This window comes from Rhodopseudomonas palustris (assembly GCF_003591005.1).
GTDB lineage: Bacteria > Pseudomonadota > Alphaproteobacteria > Rhizobiales > Xanthobacteraceae > Rhodopseudomonas > Rhodopseudomonas palustris_K.
The window spans coordinates 1-18432 of the sequence record NZ_QYYD01000028.1 but is presented as its reverse complement, the minus strand read 5'-3'; the positions used below and the strand labels follow the sequence as shown (position 1 = coordinate 18432).

The window sequence follows — 18432 nt, the reverse complement described above, 5'->3', positions numbered from 1 at the left end:
ATTCCCATGGCGCGTGACCAGATCGATATGACGCCGCTGAACTCGCGCGACGAACTCGTCGGCTGGATCGAGGCGGGCGTTAAACCGCCGCGCGACTTCCGCATCGGCACCGAGCACGAGAAGACGCCGTTCACCCTCATAGGTCATCGGCCGGTGCCCTATGAGGGCGCGCGCGGCATCGGCGCATTGCTGGAGGGCATGCAGATCCTGCTCGGCTGGGAGCCGATCATGGAAGGCCCGCACATCATCGGGCTGCACGACGTCACCGGCGGCGGCGCGATCTCGCTGGAGCCGGGCGGTCAGTTCGAACTGTCGGGCGCGCCGGTCGACAACGTGCATCAGACCCACGCCGAACTGATGGCGCATCTGGCGCAGGTGCGCGAGATCGCAACGCCGCTCGGCATCGGCTTTCTCGGCCTCGGCATGACGCCGTCCTGGTCGCGCGGCGACATCCCGGTGATGCCGAAGGGCCGCTACAAGATCATGACCAACTACATGCCGAAGGTCGGCCGCTACGGCCTCGACATGATGTACCGGACCTGCACGGTGCAGACCAATCTCGACTTCTCGTCGGAAGCCGACATGGTCAAGAAGCTGCGCGTCTCGGTGGCGCTGCAGCCGATCGCGACCGCGTTGTTCGCCAACTCGCCGTTCACCGAAGGCAAGCCGAACGGCTTTCTGTCGTTCCGCTCGGAGATCTGGCGCGACACCGACAATGCGCGCTCGGGCATGATCCCGTGGGCGTTCGAGGACGGCATGGGATTCGAGCGCTGGGTCGACTACGCGCTCGACGTGCCGATGTACTTCGTCAAGCGCGGCGATCAGTACATCGACGTCTCGGGTTCGTCGTTCCGCGATTTCTTCGACGGCAACAATGAAAAGATGCCGGGCGAGCGCCCGACGCTGTCGGACTGGGCCAATCATCTGTCGACGATCTTTCCGGAAGTGCGGTTGAAGCGCTACCTCGAGATGCGCGGCGCCGATGGCGTGCCGTGGGGCCGGCTGCCGGCGCTGCCGGCGTTCTGGGTCGGCCTGCTGTACGACGACACCAGCCTCGATGCGGCCTGGGAGATCGTCAAGAGCTGGACCGCCGAAGAGCGTCAGGCGCTGCGCGACGACGTCCCCCGGCTCGGCTTCAAGGCGAAGATCGGTAACCGCTTTCTGTTCGAAGTCGCCAAGGAATGCCTGGTGCTGGCGCATGCCGGGCTACGCCGTCGCGGCCGGATCGATCAATTCGGCGCCGACGAATCCCGGCATCTTGCGCCGCTCGACCAGATCCTCGCCGCCGGCCGCTCGCCGGCCGAGGAAATGCTGGAGAAGTACCACGGCGTCTGGCGCGGCTCGGTCGAGCCGGCTTACGACGAATACGCGTTCTGACCGGGCTGGCTCGCGCGCGGCAATCCGCCGCGCCGTCGGATAGCTCGCGACTTTGTGTGACGTGGCCGCGTGTTGCGGCTGTCGACGACGTTGCGCCGGTCAAGGCATCTGAAAGAACGGCATGACTGCGGCGAGCATCTGTGCTTGGCTCCTGCAGCACTTTAGACAGCATGACCGAACGATAAACAGCCGTTCATCCCGCATACAGGTCGGTCGCCGTCAGATGGCATTTTGGAACTGCGGCCCACTGCATATTTTGCATCGTGAAGGCGGGCCTGATCGAGAGCGAGCGTTGATGCGACGAGGCGGCCTAGGCAGGGCATGGTTACTCGTGCTCGTCGTGGCTGCGGCGGCGCTGCTGCCGCATTGCGTGCGGGCGCAGACAAACTTCGATCGCCCCGGCGCGGACTATCTGCGCGCGCCGGTATCGAGCAACGATCCGGCGGACTGTGCGCTGATGTGCGAACGCGATCGGCGCTGCCGATCGTGGACGTTCTCCTATCCGCAGGCGCCGGAAGACGGCGCTTACTGCTGGCTGAAGAGCGGCGTGCCGCAGCGCAGCCCGAGCAATTGCTGTGTGTCCGGCGTGCGCGGCGCCGGCGTGATCGAGCCGCGCAACGGATCGATCGAAGCGTCGATCGATCGCATCGGCGGCGACTATCGCAATTTCGAGATGAAGTCGGGCGAGGCCGACGATGCCTGCAAGGCGGCCTGCGAAGAAGACAACAAATGCCGCGCCTGGAGCTACGCCCGCGCCGGCCTGGTCGGCCGCAACGCGCGCTGCTTTCTGAAAAGCCAGATCAAACCGCCGCGGCGCCGGCCGGGTTATGTGTCTGGCGTGGTGCGGTAAGTGACGTTGATACTTAGCTGCCGGTAGGATGGGTTGAGCGCAGCGAAACCCATCAGTTCGGGCGATGTGATTGATGGGGTTCGCTGCGCTCAACCCATCCTACGATCGATGCTAAGACGTGAAGCCCACGCGGTAAGGACGCCGAGCGCGTAGCGCGTAGGATGGGTTGAGCTCTTGCGAAACCCATCATCCCGGGCGACGTGGTTGATGGGTTTCGCTGCGCTCAACCCATCCTACGCTCAATGCACCGAGGTGAAGAACCGGGCGACGCGGAAGCCGGAGATCCAGTTGGTCAACGGCTCCTTGCGGACGCCGGGATTCCACGAGCCGACGATGGCGTCGACGCGGCCGACCAGATTGTCCATCGGCAGCATGCCGACGCCGCCCTGACGCACCGGGACACGGCTGTCCGATGAGTTGTCGCGGTTGTCGCCCATCACGAACAAATGTCCGGGCGGTACGGTGACTTCCGGCGTGTTGTCGAGCCGGCCATTGTCGTACAACTTGAAGATCGGATGCGACACGCCGTCCGGCAGCGTCTCGACGTACTTGGCGGCAGTCTCGAATGCGCCGTCTTCGTCCTCGGCCTTGCCGACACCGTCGGGCTTCACCGTGGCGGCGACGCCGTTGATGCGCACGACGCCGCCCGTCAGTTCGATCTTGTCGCCGGGCAGGCCGATGACGCGCTTGACCCAGACCTGCGAGCGGTCGCCCGGCCAGCGAAACACCACGACATCGCCGCGATGCGGCGTGGCGCTGAACACGCGGCCTGTTTCGGGAAACGCGACATGGATCGGCAGCGACGCGGTGGAGTAACCATAGGGATATTTCGAGGCGAGCAGTGCGTCGCCGATCAGCAGCGTCGGCTCCATCGAGCCGGACGGCACGTAAAACGGCTCGGCCAGCGCGCCCTTGCCGATCAGCACGATCGCGACCACCGCCGCCAATTGCCCGATCTGGGCGCCCCAGCGCCGCGCCGCCCCGCTGATCACGCCCGTCTTGTCGTTCATCCGCCGGTGCCTCCGACCGTGATCCGATCCATCCGCAGCGTCGGTTGGCCGACGCCCACCGGCACGCCCTGGCCGTTCTTGCCGCAGGTGCCGATGCCGTCGTCGAGCTGCATGTCGTTTCCGATCATGGAAATGCGGTGCAAATCGGTCGGACCGTTGCCGATCAGCATCGCGCCCTTCAGCGGCGCGCCGATCTTGCCGTTTTCGATCCGGTAGGCCTCGGTGCACTGGAACACGTATTTGCCTGATGTGATGTCGACCTGACCGCCGCCGAAGTTCACCGCGTAGATGCCGTTCTTCACCGAAGCGAGGATCTCGGCCGGATCGTGCTGGCCGGCCAGCATGTAGGTGTTGGTCATGCGCGGCATCGGCACATGGGCGTAGGACTGCCGGCGGCCGTTGCCGGTCGGCTTCATGCCCATCAGCCGGGCGTTCTGGCGATCCTGCATGTAGCCGGTGAGGATGCCGTCCTCGATCAGTACGGTGCGGCTGGTCGGCGTACCTTCGTCGTCGATCGACAGCGAGCCGCGCCGCGCCGAGATGGTGCCGTCGTCGACCACAGTGACGCCCTTGGCGGCGACCTGCTGGCCCATCAGGCCTGCAAACGCAGACGTCTTCTTGCGGTTGAAGTCGCCCTCGAGGCCATGACCGACGGCTTCGTGCAGCATCACGCCGGGCCAGCCTGGGCCGAGCACGACGTCCATTTCACCGGCTGGCGCCGGCACGGATTCCAGATTGACCAGCGCCTCGCGCAGCGCGCCGTCGGCGGCGTCGCGCCAGGCCTTGGTCTCGATAAAGCGCGCATAGGGCTCGCGGCCGCCATAACCCTTGGAGCCGCTCTCCTGCCGATCGCCCTGGCCGGCGACGACCGAAACGTTGACCCGCACCAGCGGGCGGATGTCGCGATAGCTCTCGCCGTCGGGCCGCAGGATCTCGACCACCTGCCAGGTGGCGCCGACCGACACCGAGACCTGGCGGACGCGCGGGTCCTTGTCGCGGATATAGGCGTCGATCTCGGCGAGCAGCTTGACCTTGGCTTCGAAGCCGGGCGCGTCGAGCGGGTTGTCGTCGCCATACAGCCGCACATTGGTGTGCGCCGGCGCCACCGCCAGCGTGCCGCTGTAATCGCCGCGCACCGCAGCCACCGCATCGGCGGCGCGGATCAGCGCCGGCAGCGACACATCCGAGGAGTGCGCATAGCCGACCGCATCGTCCTTCACGGCGCGCAGGCCAAATCCCTGCGCGGTGTCGTAGGTCGCCTGCTTGAGCCGGCCGTTGTCGAAGGCGAGTGCTTCGGTCTGGCTGTATTCGAGAAACAGCTCGCCATCGTCCGCTCCCGCGAGCCCTCGCGTCAATTCACGCCGCACCGCGTCGCGATCGAGCTTGGCGCGGTCGAGCAGGGAGGTCTGGGCTGGGTTGGTCATGAGGCGTGTTCCCGATGTTGTTCGGGGAGGAAGATAGGCGCTCCGCCGGCTTTGTGCGAGAGGCTGGCGGGACGACGCATCATCACCCCAGATCCGCTCGAAGCAAAATGAGGGTTTGTCCATGTAGCTTGCGCTTTTCGTCATTGCGAGCGGAGCGAAGCAATCCAGCTCCGGGCACTGCGTCCCTGGATTGCTTCGTCGCTGCGCTCCTCGCAATGACGTGATCGATTGTCAGGCTTCCGGCCTAATCGATCGCTTGCCAATATATCGCGCACGATCTAAACCTCATCCATGAAATCGACATCGCCGAGCCGGCCGCCGCGCAGCTCAGACAAGCAGAGGCTGGAGAACCAGCTGTGCTTCGCGCTGTATTCGACGCTGCTCGGCGTCAACAAGGTGTATCGCTCGCTGCTGCGCGAGTTCGATCTGACGTATCCGCAGTATCTGGTGATGCTGGTGCTGTGGGAGAAGGATCGGGTCAACGTCTCGGAGATCTGCGATCAGCTCTATCTCGAGACCACCACGCTGACGCCGTTGCTGAAGCGGCTGGAGGCGCGGGGGCTGATTAGCCGGAAGCGGTCGGTCGAGGACGAGCGGCAAGTCATCGTCAGCCTCACCGAGGAGGGCCGCGCGTTGCGCCAGCAACTTAGGCACGTGCCCGATTGCCTCGGCGCCGCGATGGGCGGCTCGCTGGAAGACATCGTCGACCTGCGCAACAAACTCACCAAGGTGCGGGGCCGTCTGTTCGAGGCCGCGTAAGCAGGAGCCCAACCGGATGCCCGGCACACGCCGGTGTAAGATATCGCGCGCGATCTTCATCGGCGCGATCTTATCGCCAACTTTGACTTAACCCCCTAGGAAGGAAGACCGCCATGTCAGTCGAAAAGGTTCTCTACCGGGCCACTGCCACCGCCACCGGAGGCCGCGACGGCCGCGGCGTATCGAGCGACGGCAACCTCGACGTCGCGCTGACCACGCCGAAGGAACTCGGCGGTGGTGGCGGTGCCGGCACCAATCCGGAGCAGCTGTTCGCGGTCGGCTATTCGGCTTGCTTCCTCGGCGCGATGAAGTTCGTCGCCGGGCGCGACAAGCTGCCGATCCCGAAGGACGTCAGCGTCACCGGCACGGTCGGCATCGGCCCGATCCCGACCGGCTTCGGCATCGAGGTCGAACTCAAGATCAGCCTGCCCGGCATGGACCTCGACCAGGCGCAGACCCTTGTCGACCGCGCCCACATCGTCTGCCCGTATTCCAACGCGACGCGCGGCAACATCGACGTGACGCTGACGCTGGTGTGAGGTTCGCTGCCGCCTGAGGCGGTGGTTGGATGTCTCGGCAGTCTCCGCACAAAGATCGTCATGCCCGGGCTTGACCCGCCTGCGCGGCCGTAGCCGCCTCTGCGCGGCGTAGGCCCGGGCATCCACAATTTCATGCGAGGCTGTGCTTGTGGCCGTGGATGGCCGGGTCAAGCCTGGCCATGACGGCCGTCATGGGGAGGCGCTGCGCCTCATAGAGAGCGCGGCGAACACATACTGACATGTGTCGATCGCCGCAGCCTACGGCAGCTTGTCGTAGCCTTCGCCGAGGCCGTTGAGGCTGAGCGGGAAGCCGATGCCCTCTTCGGGGGTCTCGAAGATGATGAAGGTCGCGGTCTTGGCGGTGCGCAGCTGTCCGAGCAGCTTGTCGTCCATCACCACCTCGGCAACGCAGCCGTTGGGCAGGCAGCGCACGAAGCCGGCGCGGCCGACGTCGACGTTGTCGAGCTTGAGCCCGAGGCCCGACGGCAGCAGCACGCCGAGCGGCGCCACGACGCGCATCAATTTGCTCTTCTGATCGGCGGTCTTGAGGATGATGACCGTGAGGCCGGCATTGGAACGGTCTTCCGCCACCACGCTCTGGATCAGCGCGCACTGCTCCGCCTTGGCGCCGGGCGGCGTATCGCAGCGGATCTGCCAGTCGCCATGCACCGAGCGCACGGCGCCCTGCGCGTATGAATGACCCGCAGTCCCGAGCAGAGCCGCGCCGATCAGCGCGGCGGTGAGGGCCAGCCGGGCCGCGCTCCCGCGCGCGAGGCGACGGCGGAGAGCGAGCATCGGCAAACGTTCGGCAAGGCCCATCGGGGTCGCTTTCAGGTCAGAGAAACATGGCGTGGAGCGGGCTCCGACTGACCGGGAATGACGGCACCATCAAGGCGGTGCCGTTCCGCGGGCGAATCAGGCTCCCGTGCCTGCGCGTGTTTGTGCCTACATCGACATGTGGCGCTGTCAAGCGTGGTTCACAATACTAGAGCACCGGCAATATGCCGAGAGGTATCATGGATTTATCGGCGCCGGACAAACATCCGAGAGGCCCCACCGAACGTACAATACTGCATTGCGGGTACTGGCGAATTGTGATTTGAAAGACAGAATAAGAAGCATTCTTAGGGAGACGAACAATCGTCCCCGTGGATGCCATAAGGGGCATTCGGCGCAAGTTGGTTAGCCCGCAAAATACGTAGGGGAGCGACGGCGGCATGACAATGTCGAAGGGCCGATACGATCGGCGTTTGCTTGGCGCTGCGATGATCGGCGCAATGGGAGCCCTGATCGGGCCCGGCGGAGCGGCGCTAGCGGGTGAGGGGCAGCCATCGCCCTGGGAGATGCAGCTGCAAGCCGCGGCCAGCCCGGTGATGGAGAACATCGTCTGGTTTCATAGCTTTCTGCTGTGGTTGATCACCGCGATTACGTTGTTCGTGCTGGCGCTGCTGGTGATCGTGGTGGTGAAGTTCAACGCCAAGAGCAACCCGGTTCCGTCGAAGACGACCCACAACACGCTGATCGAAGTGGCGTGGACGATCATTCCGGTGCTGATCCTGGTGGCGGTCGCGGTGCCCTCGTTCCGGCTGCTGTTCTTTCAGCTCGACGTGCCGAAGGCCGACGTCACCATCAAGGCGACCGGCAACCAATGGAACTGGAGCTACCAGTATCCCGACGACAAGATCGAGTTCACCTCGATCATGCTGAGTGAAGACGAGCGCGCCAAGATGAATCCGAAGCCGCCGCGGCTGCTCGGCGTCGACAACGAAATGGTGGTGCCGGTCAACAAGGTGGTGCGGATCCAGACCACCGCGGCGGACGTGATCCACTCCTGGGCGATCCCGTCGTTCGGCGTCAAGATCGACGCCATTCCGGGCCGGCTCAACGAGAGCTGGTTCAGGGCTACCAAGGAAGGCCGCTTCTACGGCCAATGCTCGGAACTGTGCGGCAAGGACCACGCCTTCATGCCGATCGTCGTCCGCGTCGTGAACGATCAGGAATACGACGCTTGGAAGAAGCAGCAGACTGCGTCCACGGCCGGCGCGTCCTACGCCTCGGCAGGCGCCGCCGCGCGGTAATCGCATCGCCGCGCGCGGCACGTTCGAACAGGGACCGCAGGGTTCGAAAGTTTCAAGTCAGGATTTGAAAATGGCGATGGAAGCTGCACGGGTTGCTCATTCCGATCATGCGCATGACGATCATGCCCACGCGCATCCGACCGGGTGGCGGCGCTACGTCTATTCGACCAACCACAAGGACATCGGCACGATGTATCTGATCTTCGCGATCATCGCGGGGATCATCGGCGGCGCGCTGTCGATCGCGATCCGCATCGAGCTGATGTATCCGGGCGTGCAGCTGTTCCACGAGTATCACACCTACAACGTCTTCGTGACCTCGCACGGCCTGATCATGATCTTCTTCATGGTGATGCCGGCGATGATCGGCGGGTTCGGCAACTGGTTCGTGCCACTGATGATCGGGGCGCCCGACATGGCGTTCCCGCGCATGAACAACATCTCGTTCTGGCTGCTGCCGGCGGCGTTCGCGCTGCTGCTGATCTCGACCTTCGTGGAAGGCGAGCCGTCGTCGAACGGCGTCGGTGCCGGCTGGACGATGTACGCGCCGCTGTCGACGTCAGGCCATCCCGGGCCCGCGGTCGACTTCGCCATTCTGGCACTGCATCTCGCCGGCGCGTCGTCGATCATGGGGGCGATCAACTTCATCACCACGATCTTCAACATGCGCGCACCCGGCATGACGCTGCACAAGATGCCGCTGTTCGTGTGGTCGATCCTGGTCACCGTGTTCCTGCTGCTGCTGTCGCTGCCGGTGCTGGCCGGTGCCATCACCATGCTGCTCACCGACCGCAACTTCGGCACCACCTTCTTCTCGGCCGAAGGCGGCGGCGATCCGCTGCTGTTCCAGCATCTGTTCTGGTTCTTCGGTCACCCCGAAGTGTACATCTTGATTTTGCCGGCGTTCGGCATGATCAGCCAGATCGTCTCGACCTTCTCGAAGAAGCCGGTGTTCGGCTATCTCGGCATGGCCTACGCCATGGTGGCGATCGGCGTGATCGGCTTCGTCGTCTGGGCGCACCACATGTACACGGTCGGCATGTCGAGCGCGACGCAGGCCTATTTCGTCGCCGCCACGATGGTGATCGCGGTGCCGACCGGCGTGAAGATCTTCTCCTGGATTGCCACGATGTGGGGCGGCTCGATCGAGTTCAAGACGCCGATGCTGTGGGCCGTCGGCTTCATCTTCCTGTTCACGGTCGGCGGCGTCACCGGCGTGGTGCTGGCCAATGCCGGCGTCGACCGCGTGCTGCAGGACACCTATTACGTCGTCGCGCACTTCCATTACGTGCTGTCGCTCGGCGCCGTGTTCGGCATCTTTGCCGGCTGGTACTACTGGTTCCCGAAGATGTTCGGCTACATGTATTCGGAGACGATCGGCAAGCTGCACTTCTGGACGACGTTCATCGGCGTCAACCTTGTGTTCTTCCCGCAGCACTTCCTCGGCTTGTCGGGCATGCCGCGCCGCTATGTCGACTATCCGGACGCCTTTGCGGGCTGGAACCTGGTGTCGTCGATCGGCTCCTATATCTCCGGCTTTGCGGTGCTGATCTTCCTCTACGGCGTCGCGCTCGCCTTCATCAAGAAGGAGAAGGCGGCGGACAATCCGTGGGGCGTCGGCGCCACCACGCTGGAATGGACGCTGTCGTCGCCGCCGCCGTTCCATCAGTTCGAGGTGCTGCCGCAGGTTCGCTGAGGCACCGATATCAACGAGCATCCGCCACGGCTTGACCTTGGCGGATGCGGTCTAAAGCCCAAGAGGTCACGAATTGTCGGTCATCGACACCAATCAGGTCGAACTCGCTGCTCCCCGCATCTCCGAGGCGGGCGTCCGCGATTATCTCGCGCTGCTCAAGCCGCGCGTCATGTCGCTGGTCGTGTTCACGGCGCTGGTCGGCCTGCTGATGGCGCCGGGCAGCTTTCATCCGGTGCTGGCGATCACCGCCATCCTGTGCATCGCGGTCGGCGGCGGCGCCTCCGGCGCGCTGAACATGTGGTACGAGGACGACATCGACAGCAAGATGACGCGCACCGCCAACCGCCCGATTCCGCGCGGCCGCGTGACGAAGCCTGAAGCGCTGGCGTTCGGCCTGATCCTGGCGTTCTTCTCGGTGCTGACGCTCGGCATCCTGGTGAACTGGGTGTCGGCCGGGCTGCTCGCCTTCACCATTTTCTTTTACGTCGTGATCTACACGATGTGGCTGAAGCGCTCGACCGCGCAGAACATCGTGATCGGCGGCGCCGCCGGCGCGCTGCCGCCGGTGGTGGCGTGGGCCGCGGTGACCGGGTCGCTGGCGGTCGAGCCGCTGCTGCTGTTCGCCATCATCTTCTTCTGGACGCCGCCGCATTTCTGGGCGCTGGCGCTGTTCCGCAACGACGACTACGCGCGCGCCGGAGTGCCGATGCTGCCGGTCGTCGCTGGACCTGATCACACGCGGCTGCAGATCCTGCTCTACACCATCGTGCTGGTCGCGGTTGCGGCCGCGCCGTGGCCGCTCGGCTATTTCGACGCCGTCTACGGCCTGGCGTCGCTCGCGCTCGGCGGCTGGATGCTGGTCCTGGCGGTGCGGGTGTATCGCCACCGCACCGGCAGCGCGGCGCTGCGCGCCTCGCGCAATCTGTTCAAGTTCTCGATCCTGTATCTGTTCGCACTGTTCTCGATCCTGCTGGTCGAGGTCGCCGCGAAGGCCATTTGGTCGCTGTTCGCCTGAGGAGGCCGCCGGATGGAGCCGCAGAGGAGGCCGGGCGTGGTGCTCACCGAAGCGCAGAAGAAGCGCCAGCGTGAGCGCTCGATCGCGATCGCCCTCGCGCTCGTCGTCCTGGTGGCGTTGTTCTTCGCCGTGACCATGGTCAAGGGTCCGATCGTGCTGCACCGGCCGATGTAGGAGAGAGCGATGCCCCAGGTCCCGCCCAGTCCCGCGCCGCAGCCGGCTCCCCGCCGCGGTTTCGGCCGTGACGCGATGGTCGCGTCGATCTGCGGGCTGGTGGTGGCGCTGATGGTCGGCGCCTCGTTCGCGGCCGTGCCGTTCTACAACTGGTTCTGTCGGACGACCGGCTTCAACGGCACCACCCAGGTCGGCGCCGCGCCGACCTCCGATCCGCTGGCCCGCACCGTGACGGTGCGTTTCGATTCCAACATCAACGGGCTGCCGTGGAAGTTCGAGCCCGAGCAGCGCGAGGTCGAGGTGCCGATCGGCAAGGTGGTCACCGTGTACTACACCGTTACCAGCACCGCGAAGCACGAGACCACCGGGCAGGCGGCCTACAACGTCACGCCGCTGACGGTGGGCTCCTACTTCACCAAGATCAACTGCTTCTGCTTCACCGAGCAGACGCTGGCGGCCGGCGAGACCCGCGAGATGCCGGTGGTGTTCTACGTCGATCCGGCCTTCGCGGCCGACAGCGAGAACGACACCGTCAACAACATCACGCTGTCCTACACCTTCTATCCGATGCGCGATCCGGCGCCGAAACCGGTGGCTTCGAGCGAGGCCGGGGCGCGCAAAGGCAATCTATAACAAACGGAAACGCTGACGACGCCGGGCGGGCAGGGCGACCGCCCCGGCACTGCAACGGAGAGCACGAACATGGCCACGGCGCACACCAAACATCACGACTACCACCTCGTCGATCCCAGCCCGTGGCCGTTTGTCGGCTCCGTCGCCGCCTTCATCATGGCGCTCGGCGCGGTCGCCTGGATGCATCACATGTTCCAGGGCGCTCCGATCGTGTTCGGCGTCGGCGTCATCGGCGTGCTCTACACCATGGCGAGCTGGTGGAGCGACGTGATCCGCGAGGCCGAGTTCAAGGGTGACCACACCCGCGTGGTGCAGATCAGCCACCGCTACGGCATGATCCTATTCATTGCCTCGGAGGTGATGTTCTTCGTCGCCTGGTTCTGGGCCTATTTCAATTCGGCGCTGTTTCCGGGCGATCCGGTGCACGCCACCCGCGATGCGCTGTTCGGCGGCGTCTGGCCGCCCAAGGGCATCGAGACATTCGATCCCTGGCACCTGCCGCTGCTCAACACGCTGATCCTGCTGACCTCGGGCACCACGGTGACCTGGGCGCACCACGCGCTGCTGCACAACGATCGCGCCGCCGTGAAGAAGGCGCTGATCCTGACCGTGCTGCTCGGCGCCGCCTTCAGCTTCGTGCAGGCCTACGAGTACAGCCACGCCGCGTTCTCGTTCGCCGGCAACATCTACGGCGCGACCTTCTTCATGGCGACCGGCTTCCACGGCTTCCACGTGCTGGTCGGCACCATCTTCCTGCTGGTCTGCCTGATCCGCGTCTACAAGGGCCACTTCACGCCGACCCATCACCTCGGCTTCGAATTCGCCGCCTGGTATTGGCACTTCGTCGACGTGGTCTGGCTGTTCCTGTTCGTCTGCATCTACGTCTGGGGCCACGGCGCCTCGACCATGGCGCACGGCGGCTGAGGATCGGCTTCCGGTTTGTGTTAAAGAAGGGCGGCCCATGCGGCCGCCCTTTGCTTTCGAGGCTGACTAACGATGCGCCAGGAAAAGTCCGTCATTGCCAGGAGCGAAGCGACGAAGCAATCCAAGAGCCCCGTGCACTGGGTTCTGGATTGCTTCGCTTTCGGCTCGCAATGACGCCCGCGGAGAAGCCGTCTCCCACCGTCCCGCAATCCGCGCTGCGCGGCGTCGCCTGCCGCTGCCCGCGGTGCGGTGAAGGCAAACTCTATGCGGGCTTTCTCACGCTTGCGCCGCGCTGCGAGTCCTGCGGCCTCGACTACGCATTCATCGATGTCGGTGACGGCGCGGCGGTATTCATGATTTTGCTCGGTGGTGCTATCGTGGTCGGCTGCGCGCTGATCGTCGAGGTGAAGTATCAGCCGCCGTTCTGGCTGCATGCGGCGCTATGGATTCCGCTGGTGCTCGCCACCACGCTGCTGCCGCTGCGCTCGATGAAAGCGTTGCTGATCGCGCTGCAATTCCACCATAAGGCGCAGGAAGGCCGCCTGGTCGGGCGCGAACCAAAATGACCAGCACCTCGTCGCGCCGGCGCGGCATCGCCGGGATGAGCCTGATCGCGCTGTTGATCGTCGCGGTGCTGCTGTCGCTCGGGTTCTGGCAGCTGCAGCGCCGCGCCGCCAAGCACGCGCTGATCGCCGCTCTGACCGAGCGCCTCGCCGCCGCGCCGGCCGCGCTGCCGCCGCCGGGCGAATGGACGACGTTGACGCCGGCCGCCGACGAATTTCGCCGCGTCAGCTTCACGGCCACTTACGGTGAGCTGCCGGACGCCATGGTGTACTCGTCGGGCTCGGCGATCCGTGACGATGTCGCCGGACCCGGCACCTGGGCGTTCCTGCCGGCGCGGCTGCCGGACGGCGCGACGGTTCCGATCAATGCCGGCTTCGTGCCCAACACCATGCAGGACCGAGCCTATCAGGACCGCATCGTCAAGCCGCTGCACGGCGGCCAGACGGTGACGATGACCGGCTATCTGCGCTTTCCGGAGGGGGGCGGGCTGTTTACGCCCAGCCCCGATCCGGCCAAGCGGCTGTGGTTCAGCCGCGACGTTCCGGCGATGGCGGCGCTGCTCGGCTGGGGCGGCAACGTCGCGCCGTTCTACATCGATCTCGAATCCCCCGTGCCGGCCAACGGGCTGCCCAAGCCCGGGCCGCTCGGCGTGCATCTGCGCGATCAGCATCTGCAATACGCCATCACCTGGTTCGGGCTGGCGGCCGCCGTCGGCATCGCCTTTCTGGTCTGGCTGCTGGGCCAGCGCTGGGGCGCCGCGGCGTCGCAACCTCGCGCGTCGCGGCGCATCGCCTAACCCCCGTCGATCGGCCGATCCGCGGCGACGTCTTTTCGTCGACAGCGGTTTCCCCTGCGCGGCAAAACCCTTATGGTGCCGGTGATTTCACCCGCGCGTGAGTAATTCCAATCGATATCAAAGGCTTGGTCGCACCCAGGCCTTTGGAGGACACCTTGACCACCTATGTTTCGACCCGGGGCGAGGCCCCGCGCCTCGGTTTCTGCGATGTGATGCTGACCGGGCTGGCCCGCGACGGCGGCCTGTATGTGCCCGAAGTCTGGCCGCAGCTAGCGCCGGACACGATCACCAGCCTGTTCGGCCGGCCGTATTGGGAGGTCGCCGTCGAGGTGATCCGGCCGTTCGTGGCCGGCGAGATTTCCGACGCCGAGCTCGGCCGCATGGCCAACGAAGCCTACGCCACCTTCCGCCATCCGGCGGTGGTGCCGCTGCGCCAGAGCGGGCCAAGCCAGTTCGTGCTCGAGCTGTTCCATGGCCCGACGCTGGCGTTCAAGGACGTCGCGATGCAGCTGATCTCGCGGCTGATGGATCATGCGCTGCAGAAGCGCGGCCAGCGCACCACCATCGTGGTCGCGACCTCGGGCGACACCGGTGGCGCCGCGGTCGATGCCTTTGCCAATCGTGAAGCGGTCGATCTCGTCGTGCTGTTCCCGCACGGCCGCGTGTCGGACGTGCAGCGCATGATGATGACGACCTCGGGTGCGCCTAACGTCCATGCGCTGGCGATCGAGGGCCATTTCGACGATTGCCAGGCGATCGTGAAGGGCCTGTTCAACCACCACAAGTTCCGCGATCAGGTGGCGCTGTCCGGCGTCAATTCGATCAACTGGGCCCGCATCGTCGCGCAGGTGGTGTACTACTTCACCAGCGCGGTCGCGCTCGGGGCCCCCAACCGGCTGGTCGACTTCACGGTGCCGACCGGCAATTTCGGCGATATCTTCGCCGGCTACGTCGCCAAGAAGATGGGCCTGCCGGTGCGCCGGCTGAAAATCGCCGCCAACATCAACGACATCCTGGCGCGCACGCTGAAGACCGGCATCTACGAGGTGCGCGAGGTGCACGCCACCACCTCGCCGTCGATGGACATCCAGGTGTCGTCGAATTTCGAGCGGCTGCTGTTCGAAGCCTCCGGTCGCGACACGGCGCTGATCCGGTCGCTGATGGGCTCGCTCGGCCAGTCCGGCCGGTTCGTGCTGCCCGATGCGCTGCTGGCCGCGGTGCGCGACGAGTTCGACGCCGGCCGCGCCGACGAAGCCGAGACCGAATCGGCGATCCGCGCCGCCTGGCGCGAAGCCGGCGATCTGGTCGATCCGCATACCGCGGTGGCGCTCGCGGTCGCCGATCGCGACACCACGGACCCATCCGTGCCCAACATCGTTCTGTCCACGGCGCACGCGGCCAAATTCCCGGATGCGGTGGAAGCCGCCTGCGGAATGCGGCCCGAGCTTCCGGCCTGGCTCGACGGACTGATGAGCCGGACTGAAACCTTTAAAATCATGCCGCGCGATCAGGCGGCGATCGAACGCCACGTGCTGTCAGTCAGTCGCGCGGCCCAGCAAGGAGTTCTCGGATGACGGTCGAAGTCAGCAAGCTTCCCTCTGGCCTGACCGTCGTCACCGACACTATGCCGCATCTCGAAACCGCCGCGCTCGGCGTCTGGACCGGCGTCGGCGGCCGCGACGAGAAGCCGGACGAACATGGTATTTCGCACCTCCTCGAGCATATGGCCTTCAAGGGCACCACGCGGCGGACGTCGCGCGAGATCGCCGAGGAGATCGAGGCGGTCGGCGGCGATCTCAACGCCGCGACCTCGACCGAAACCACCGCCTACTATGCGCGGGTGATGAAGGCCGACGTGCCGCTGGCGCTCGACGTGCTGAGCGATATCCTGGCCCATCCGTCGTTCGAGGCCGAGGAGCTCGAGCGCGAGAAGAGCGTGATCGTGCAGGAGATCGGCGCCGCACAGGACACGCCAGACGACGTCGTGTTCGAATATCTCAACGAGCTCTGCTACCCGGAGCAGCCAATCGGCCGCTCGCTGCTCGGCACCGCCAAGACGCTGAAGGGCTTCAACCGCGACAAGCTGCAGAATTATTTGTCGACGCATTATCGCGGCCCCGACATGGTGGTGTCGGCGGCTGGCGCGGTCGATCACCAGCGCGTCGTCGAGGAAGTGCAGCAGCGCTTCGCCAGCTTCGACGCCACGCCGGCGCCGAAGCCGCAGCCGGCGATGTTCGGTGCCGGCGGCTCGCGCGTGGTGCGGCGCGATCTCGAGCAGGCGCATCTGACGCTGGCGCTGGAAGGCCTGCCGCAGCGCGACGAATCGCTGTTCAGCCTGCAGGTGTTCACCAACATCCTCGGCGGCGGAATGTCGTCGCGGCTGTTCCAGGAGGTCCGCGAGAAGCGCGGCCTGTGCTACTCGATCTACACCTTCCACGCCCCCTATGCGGACACCGGCTTCTTCGGCCTCTACACCGGCACAGATCCGGACGATGCGCCGGAGATGATGGAAGTCATCGTCGACGTCATCAACGACGCGGTGGAGACCCTGACCGACGCCGAGATCGCCCGCGCCAAGGCGCAGATGAAGGCCGGCCTGTTGATGGCGCTGGAAAGCTGCAGCTCGCGCGCCGAACAGCTTGCCCGGCATATTCTGGCGTACGGAAGGCCACTGCCGGTCGACGAGCTGGTGGCCCGGATCGACGCGGTCAGCATCGACAGCACCCGTGCGGCCGCCCGGCAGTTGATGTCGCGCGGCCAGCCCGCCGTGGTGGCGCTCGGCGGCGGCAGAGGTCTGGACAGCGCGGTCGGTTTTGCGGAAGGATTGACACAATCCAAGGCCAAGACGTCGTATCATTGACGCCGCGCACGCTGCGCGGCGGCTGAGCGCCCCGCCAGCGCGGATCGGAGTGTCGACATGGCGCTGTTTCGAATTCCGTCCGCCGGCCCCGCCGCGCTCGCGCCGCGTGGCAACGGGCTGCTGCTCCGCTCGCCGCAGATGGCCGACTACGTGCAATGGGCCGAGCTGCGCGAGCGCAGCCGGACCTATCTCACGCCATGGGAGCCGATCTGGCCGTCCGACGATTTGACCCGCTCCGGCTTCCGCCGCCGGCTGCGGCGCTATGCCGAGGACATCGCGGCCGACCGGTCCTATCCGTTTCTGGTGTTCATCGAGAGCAGCGGCGAAATGCTCGGCGGCATCACGCTGGCCAATGTCCGCCGCGGCATCGTCCAGGCCGGTACCATCGGCTATTGGATGGGCGAGCCCTATGCGGGCCGCGGCATCATGACGGCGGCGCTGCGGGTGCTGCTGCCGACGCTGTTCGGCGAACTCAATCTGCACCGCGTCGAGGCCGCCTGCATCCCGACCAATGCGCCGTCGATCCGCGTGCTGGAAAAATGCGGCTTTACCCGCGAGGGCCTGGCGCGGCGCTATCTGTGCATCAACGGGGTCTGGCAGGACCACCTGCTGTACGGCCTGCTGCACGAGGACTTTCGCGGCTGAGCTGCGCCGCAACGGTGCGGTTCGCGACATTGCCGCCTTTGGATCGCCGGCATTGCTTTGCTATAACGCCGCGCGCGGCTGCCTTTCGGATCGGCGCGCGTCGCGGCGCCGTACAGCGGCAGTGTGGACCTTCACAGCCCGGGTAGAGTGATGAGACATGATGTGAAACGAGCGTCGGCGGGCCGCGGGACGCGGCGCGCCGTGTGGCTGGCGGCCGGCGCCGCGGTCTGCGGCGCCATGCTGGCGACGCCGGCGTGGTCGCAATCCTTCACCGACCGCTTCAAGAGCCTGTTCGGCGGCGGTGCGTCCGAGCCGGCGCCCACCATCTCCAACGGTCCGATCGCCGAAAGCGACCTGACCTGTCCGCCGGTCACCATCCGGGCCGGTGCGGCGACGTATGCGATCGGGCTGCCGGGCAAAGAGGCCGCCGGCAACGACCTGCGCTATCAGGTGGTGATCGGTCGCACCGCGCGCGAATGCAATCTCAACAGCGGAATGATCACGGCGCATATCGGCATTCAGGGCCGCGTCATCGCCGGCCCGGCCGGCGCGCCCGGCACGGTCGAAGTCCCGATCCGCGTCGCCGTGGTGCAGGACGGCGTCTCGCCCAAGACCGTGTTCACCAAGGCCTACCGCACCGCTGTCAACATGGGCAGCGACGGCAGCGTCCCGTTCAGCCTGGTCACCGAAGACGTCGTCTATCCGGCACCCTCCGCCGACGTCAACGACGCCTACGTGTTCTACATCGGCTTCGACCCGCAGGCGCTGAAGCCCGAACCGAAAAGCCGCCGCAAGAAGTAGTCGCACGACGCTGCCCCACCCGCAGCGCGCCCCTTCTCCCTCTTGCGGGAGAGGGCCGGGGTGAGGGCGACGCGGGCTGTGAGTTAGATGGTCATGCCGAAGCGGTTTTCTTCACCCTCCCCTGGAGGGGGAGGGTCGCTCGCGCAGCGAGCGGGGTGGGGTGGCGAAGAGTTCATCCGCAATGCCCGCGGCTCGGGGGGCCCCCCCCCCCCCCGCGCCCGGCGCGGGGGGGGGGGGGGGGGCCCCCCCCCGCCGCGGGGGGGGGGGGGGGGGGGGGGGGGGGGGGG

Annotated in this window: 19 protein-coding genes; 16 read left to right on the top strand and 3 right to left on the bottom strand. The window is 65.9% G+C overall.

The annotated features are described in order from the left end of the window. The first annotated feature begins 6 nt into the window (after window positions 1–6). Complete coding sequence (locus tag D4Q52_RS22000) at window positions 7–1377, top strand: glutamate--cysteine ligase (protein ID WP_119858716.1); 1371 nt, start codon at window positions 7–9, stop codon at window positions 1375–1377. Between the two features lie 295 nt (window positions 1378–1672). Next, window positions 1673–2227, top strand: coding sequence for a PAN domain-containing protein (locus D4Q52_RS21995; RefSeq protein ID WP_119858715.1), 555 nt, complete (start codon window positions 1673–1675; stop codon window positions 2225–2227). A 239-nt stretch (window positions 2228–2466) separates the two neighbouring features. On the opposite strand, the gene lepB is transcribed toward D4Q52_RS21995, so the two are convergent. Then, entirely contained in the window at window positions 2467–3237 is a 771-nt protein-coding gene (lepB, locus tag D4Q52_RS21990) for a signal peptidase I (RefSeq protein ID WP_119858714.1), read from the bottom strand. Further along, complete coding sequence (gene tldD, locus D4Q52_RS21985) at window positions 3234–4661, bottom strand: metalloprotease TldD (protein ID WP_119858713.1); 1428 nt, start codon at window positions 4659–4661, stop codon at window positions 3234–3236. The genes lepB and tldD overlap by 4 nt, the downstream gene beginning before the upstream one ends. 291 nt (window positions 4662–4952) lie before the next feature. On the opposite strand from tldD, the gene D4Q52_RS21980 reads away from it, so the two are divergent. After that, entirely contained in the window at window positions 4953–5420 is a 468-nt protein-coding gene (locus D4Q52_RS21980) for a MarR family winged helix-turn-helix transcriptional regulator (protein WP_119858712.1), read from the top strand. A 113-nt stretch (window positions 5421–5533) separates the two neighbouring features. Continuing rightward, complete coding sequence (locus D4Q52_RS21975) at window positions 5534–5959, top strand: organic hydroperoxide resistance protein (protein ID WP_119858711.1); 426 nt, start codon at window positions 5534–5536, stop codon at window positions 5957–5959. 258 nt (window positions 5960–6217) lie between these two features. Here D4Q52_RS21975 and D4Q52_RS21970 read toward each other — a convergent pair whose 3' ends face one another. Continuing rightward, complete coding sequence (locus D4Q52_RS21970) at window positions 6218–6754, bottom strand: invasion associated locus B family protein (RefSeq protein ID WP_234831287.1); 537 nt, start codon at window positions 6752–6754, stop codon at window positions 6218–6220. Between the two features lie 422 nt (window positions 6755–7176). On the opposite strand from D4Q52_RS21970, the gene coxB reads away from it, so the two are divergent. The 12 genes from coxB (at window position 7177) to D4Q52_RS21910 (ending at window position 18145) form a co-directional block, all read left to right on the top strand. Beyond that, window positions 7177–8037: a cytochrome c oxidase subunit II gene (gene coxB, locus D4Q52_RS21965; protein ID WP_119858709.1), complete on the top strand. Its 861-nt coding sequence runs from the start codon at window positions 7177–7179 to the stop codon at window positions 8035–8037. Window positions 8038–8107: 70 nt separating this feature from the next. After that, complete coding sequence (ctaD, locus tag D4Q52_RS21960; protein ID WP_119858708.1) at window positions 8108–9733, top strand: cytochrome c oxidase subunit I; 1626 nt, start codon at window positions 8108–8110, stop codon at window positions 9731–9733. A gap of 73 nt (window positions 9734–9806) precedes the next feature. Next, on the top strand, window positions 9807–10748 hold the full coding sequence (locus D4Q52_RS21955; RefSeq protein WP_119858707.1) for a heme o synthase: 942 nt from the start codon (window positions 9807–9809) through the stop codon (window positions 10746–10748). Window positions 10749–10760: 12 nt separating this feature from the next. Beyond that, on the top strand, window positions 10761–10922 hold the full coding sequence (locus D4Q52_RS21950; protein ID WP_119858706.1) for a CoxF protein: 162 nt from the start codon (window positions 10761–10763) through the stop codon (window positions 10920–10922). A gap of 9 nt (window positions 10923–10931) precedes the next feature. Then, a complete protein-coding gene (locus D4Q52_RS21945; protein ID WP_119858705.1) occupies window positions 10932–11555 on the top strand; it encodes a cytochrome c oxidase assembly protein in 624 nt (207 codons plus the stop codon). A gap of 69 nt (window positions 11556–11624) precedes the next feature. Further along, window positions 11625–12479: a cytochrome c oxidase subunit 3 gene (locus D4Q52_RS21940; protein ID WP_119858704.1), complete on the top strand. Its 855-nt coding sequence runs from the start codon at window positions 11625–11627 to the stop codon at window positions 12477–12479. Window positions 12480–12649: 170 nt separating this feature from the next. After that, complete coding sequence (locus tag D4Q52_RS21935; RefSeq protein ID WP_119858703.1) at window positions 12650–13045, top strand: DUF983 domain-containing protein; 396 nt, start codon at window positions 12650–12652, stop codon at window positions 13043–13045. Beyond that, complete coding sequence (locus D4Q52_RS21930) at window positions 13042–13839, top strand: SURF1 family protein (protein ID WP_119858702.1); 798 nt, start codon at window positions 13042–13044, stop codon at window positions 13837–13839. The genes D4Q52_RS21935 and D4Q52_RS21930 overlap by 4 nt, the downstream gene beginning before the upstream one ends. Before the next feature lie 155 nt (window positions 13840–13994). Next, window positions 13995–15413, top strand: coding sequence for a threonine synthase (thrC, locus tag D4Q52_RS21925; protein WP_119858745.1), 1419 nt, complete (start codon window positions 13995–13997; stop codon window positions 15411–15413). Beyond that, window positions 15410–16699 (top strand): M16 family metallopeptidase, encoded by a 1290-nt coding sequence (locus D4Q52_RS21920; RefSeq protein ID WP_119858701.1) that lies wholly within the window; start codon window positions 15410–15412, stop codon window positions 16697–16699. The genes thrC and D4Q52_RS21920 overlap by 4 nt, the downstream gene beginning before the upstream one ends. A 57-nt stretch (window positions 16700–16756) precedes the next feature. Then, a complete protein-coding gene (locus D4Q52_RS21915) occupies window positions 16757–17344 on the top strand; it encodes a GNAT family N-acetyltransferase (protein ID WP_119858700.1) in 588 nt (195 codons plus the stop codon). A gap of 150 nt (window positions 17345–17494) precedes the next feature. After that, on the top strand, window positions 17495–18145 hold the full coding sequence (locus D4Q52_RS21910) for a hypothetical protein (RefSeq protein ID WP_119858699.1): 651 nt from the start codon (window positions 17495–17497) through the stop codon (window positions 18143–18145). The last annotated feature ends 287 nt before the right edge of the window (window positions 18146–18432 follow it).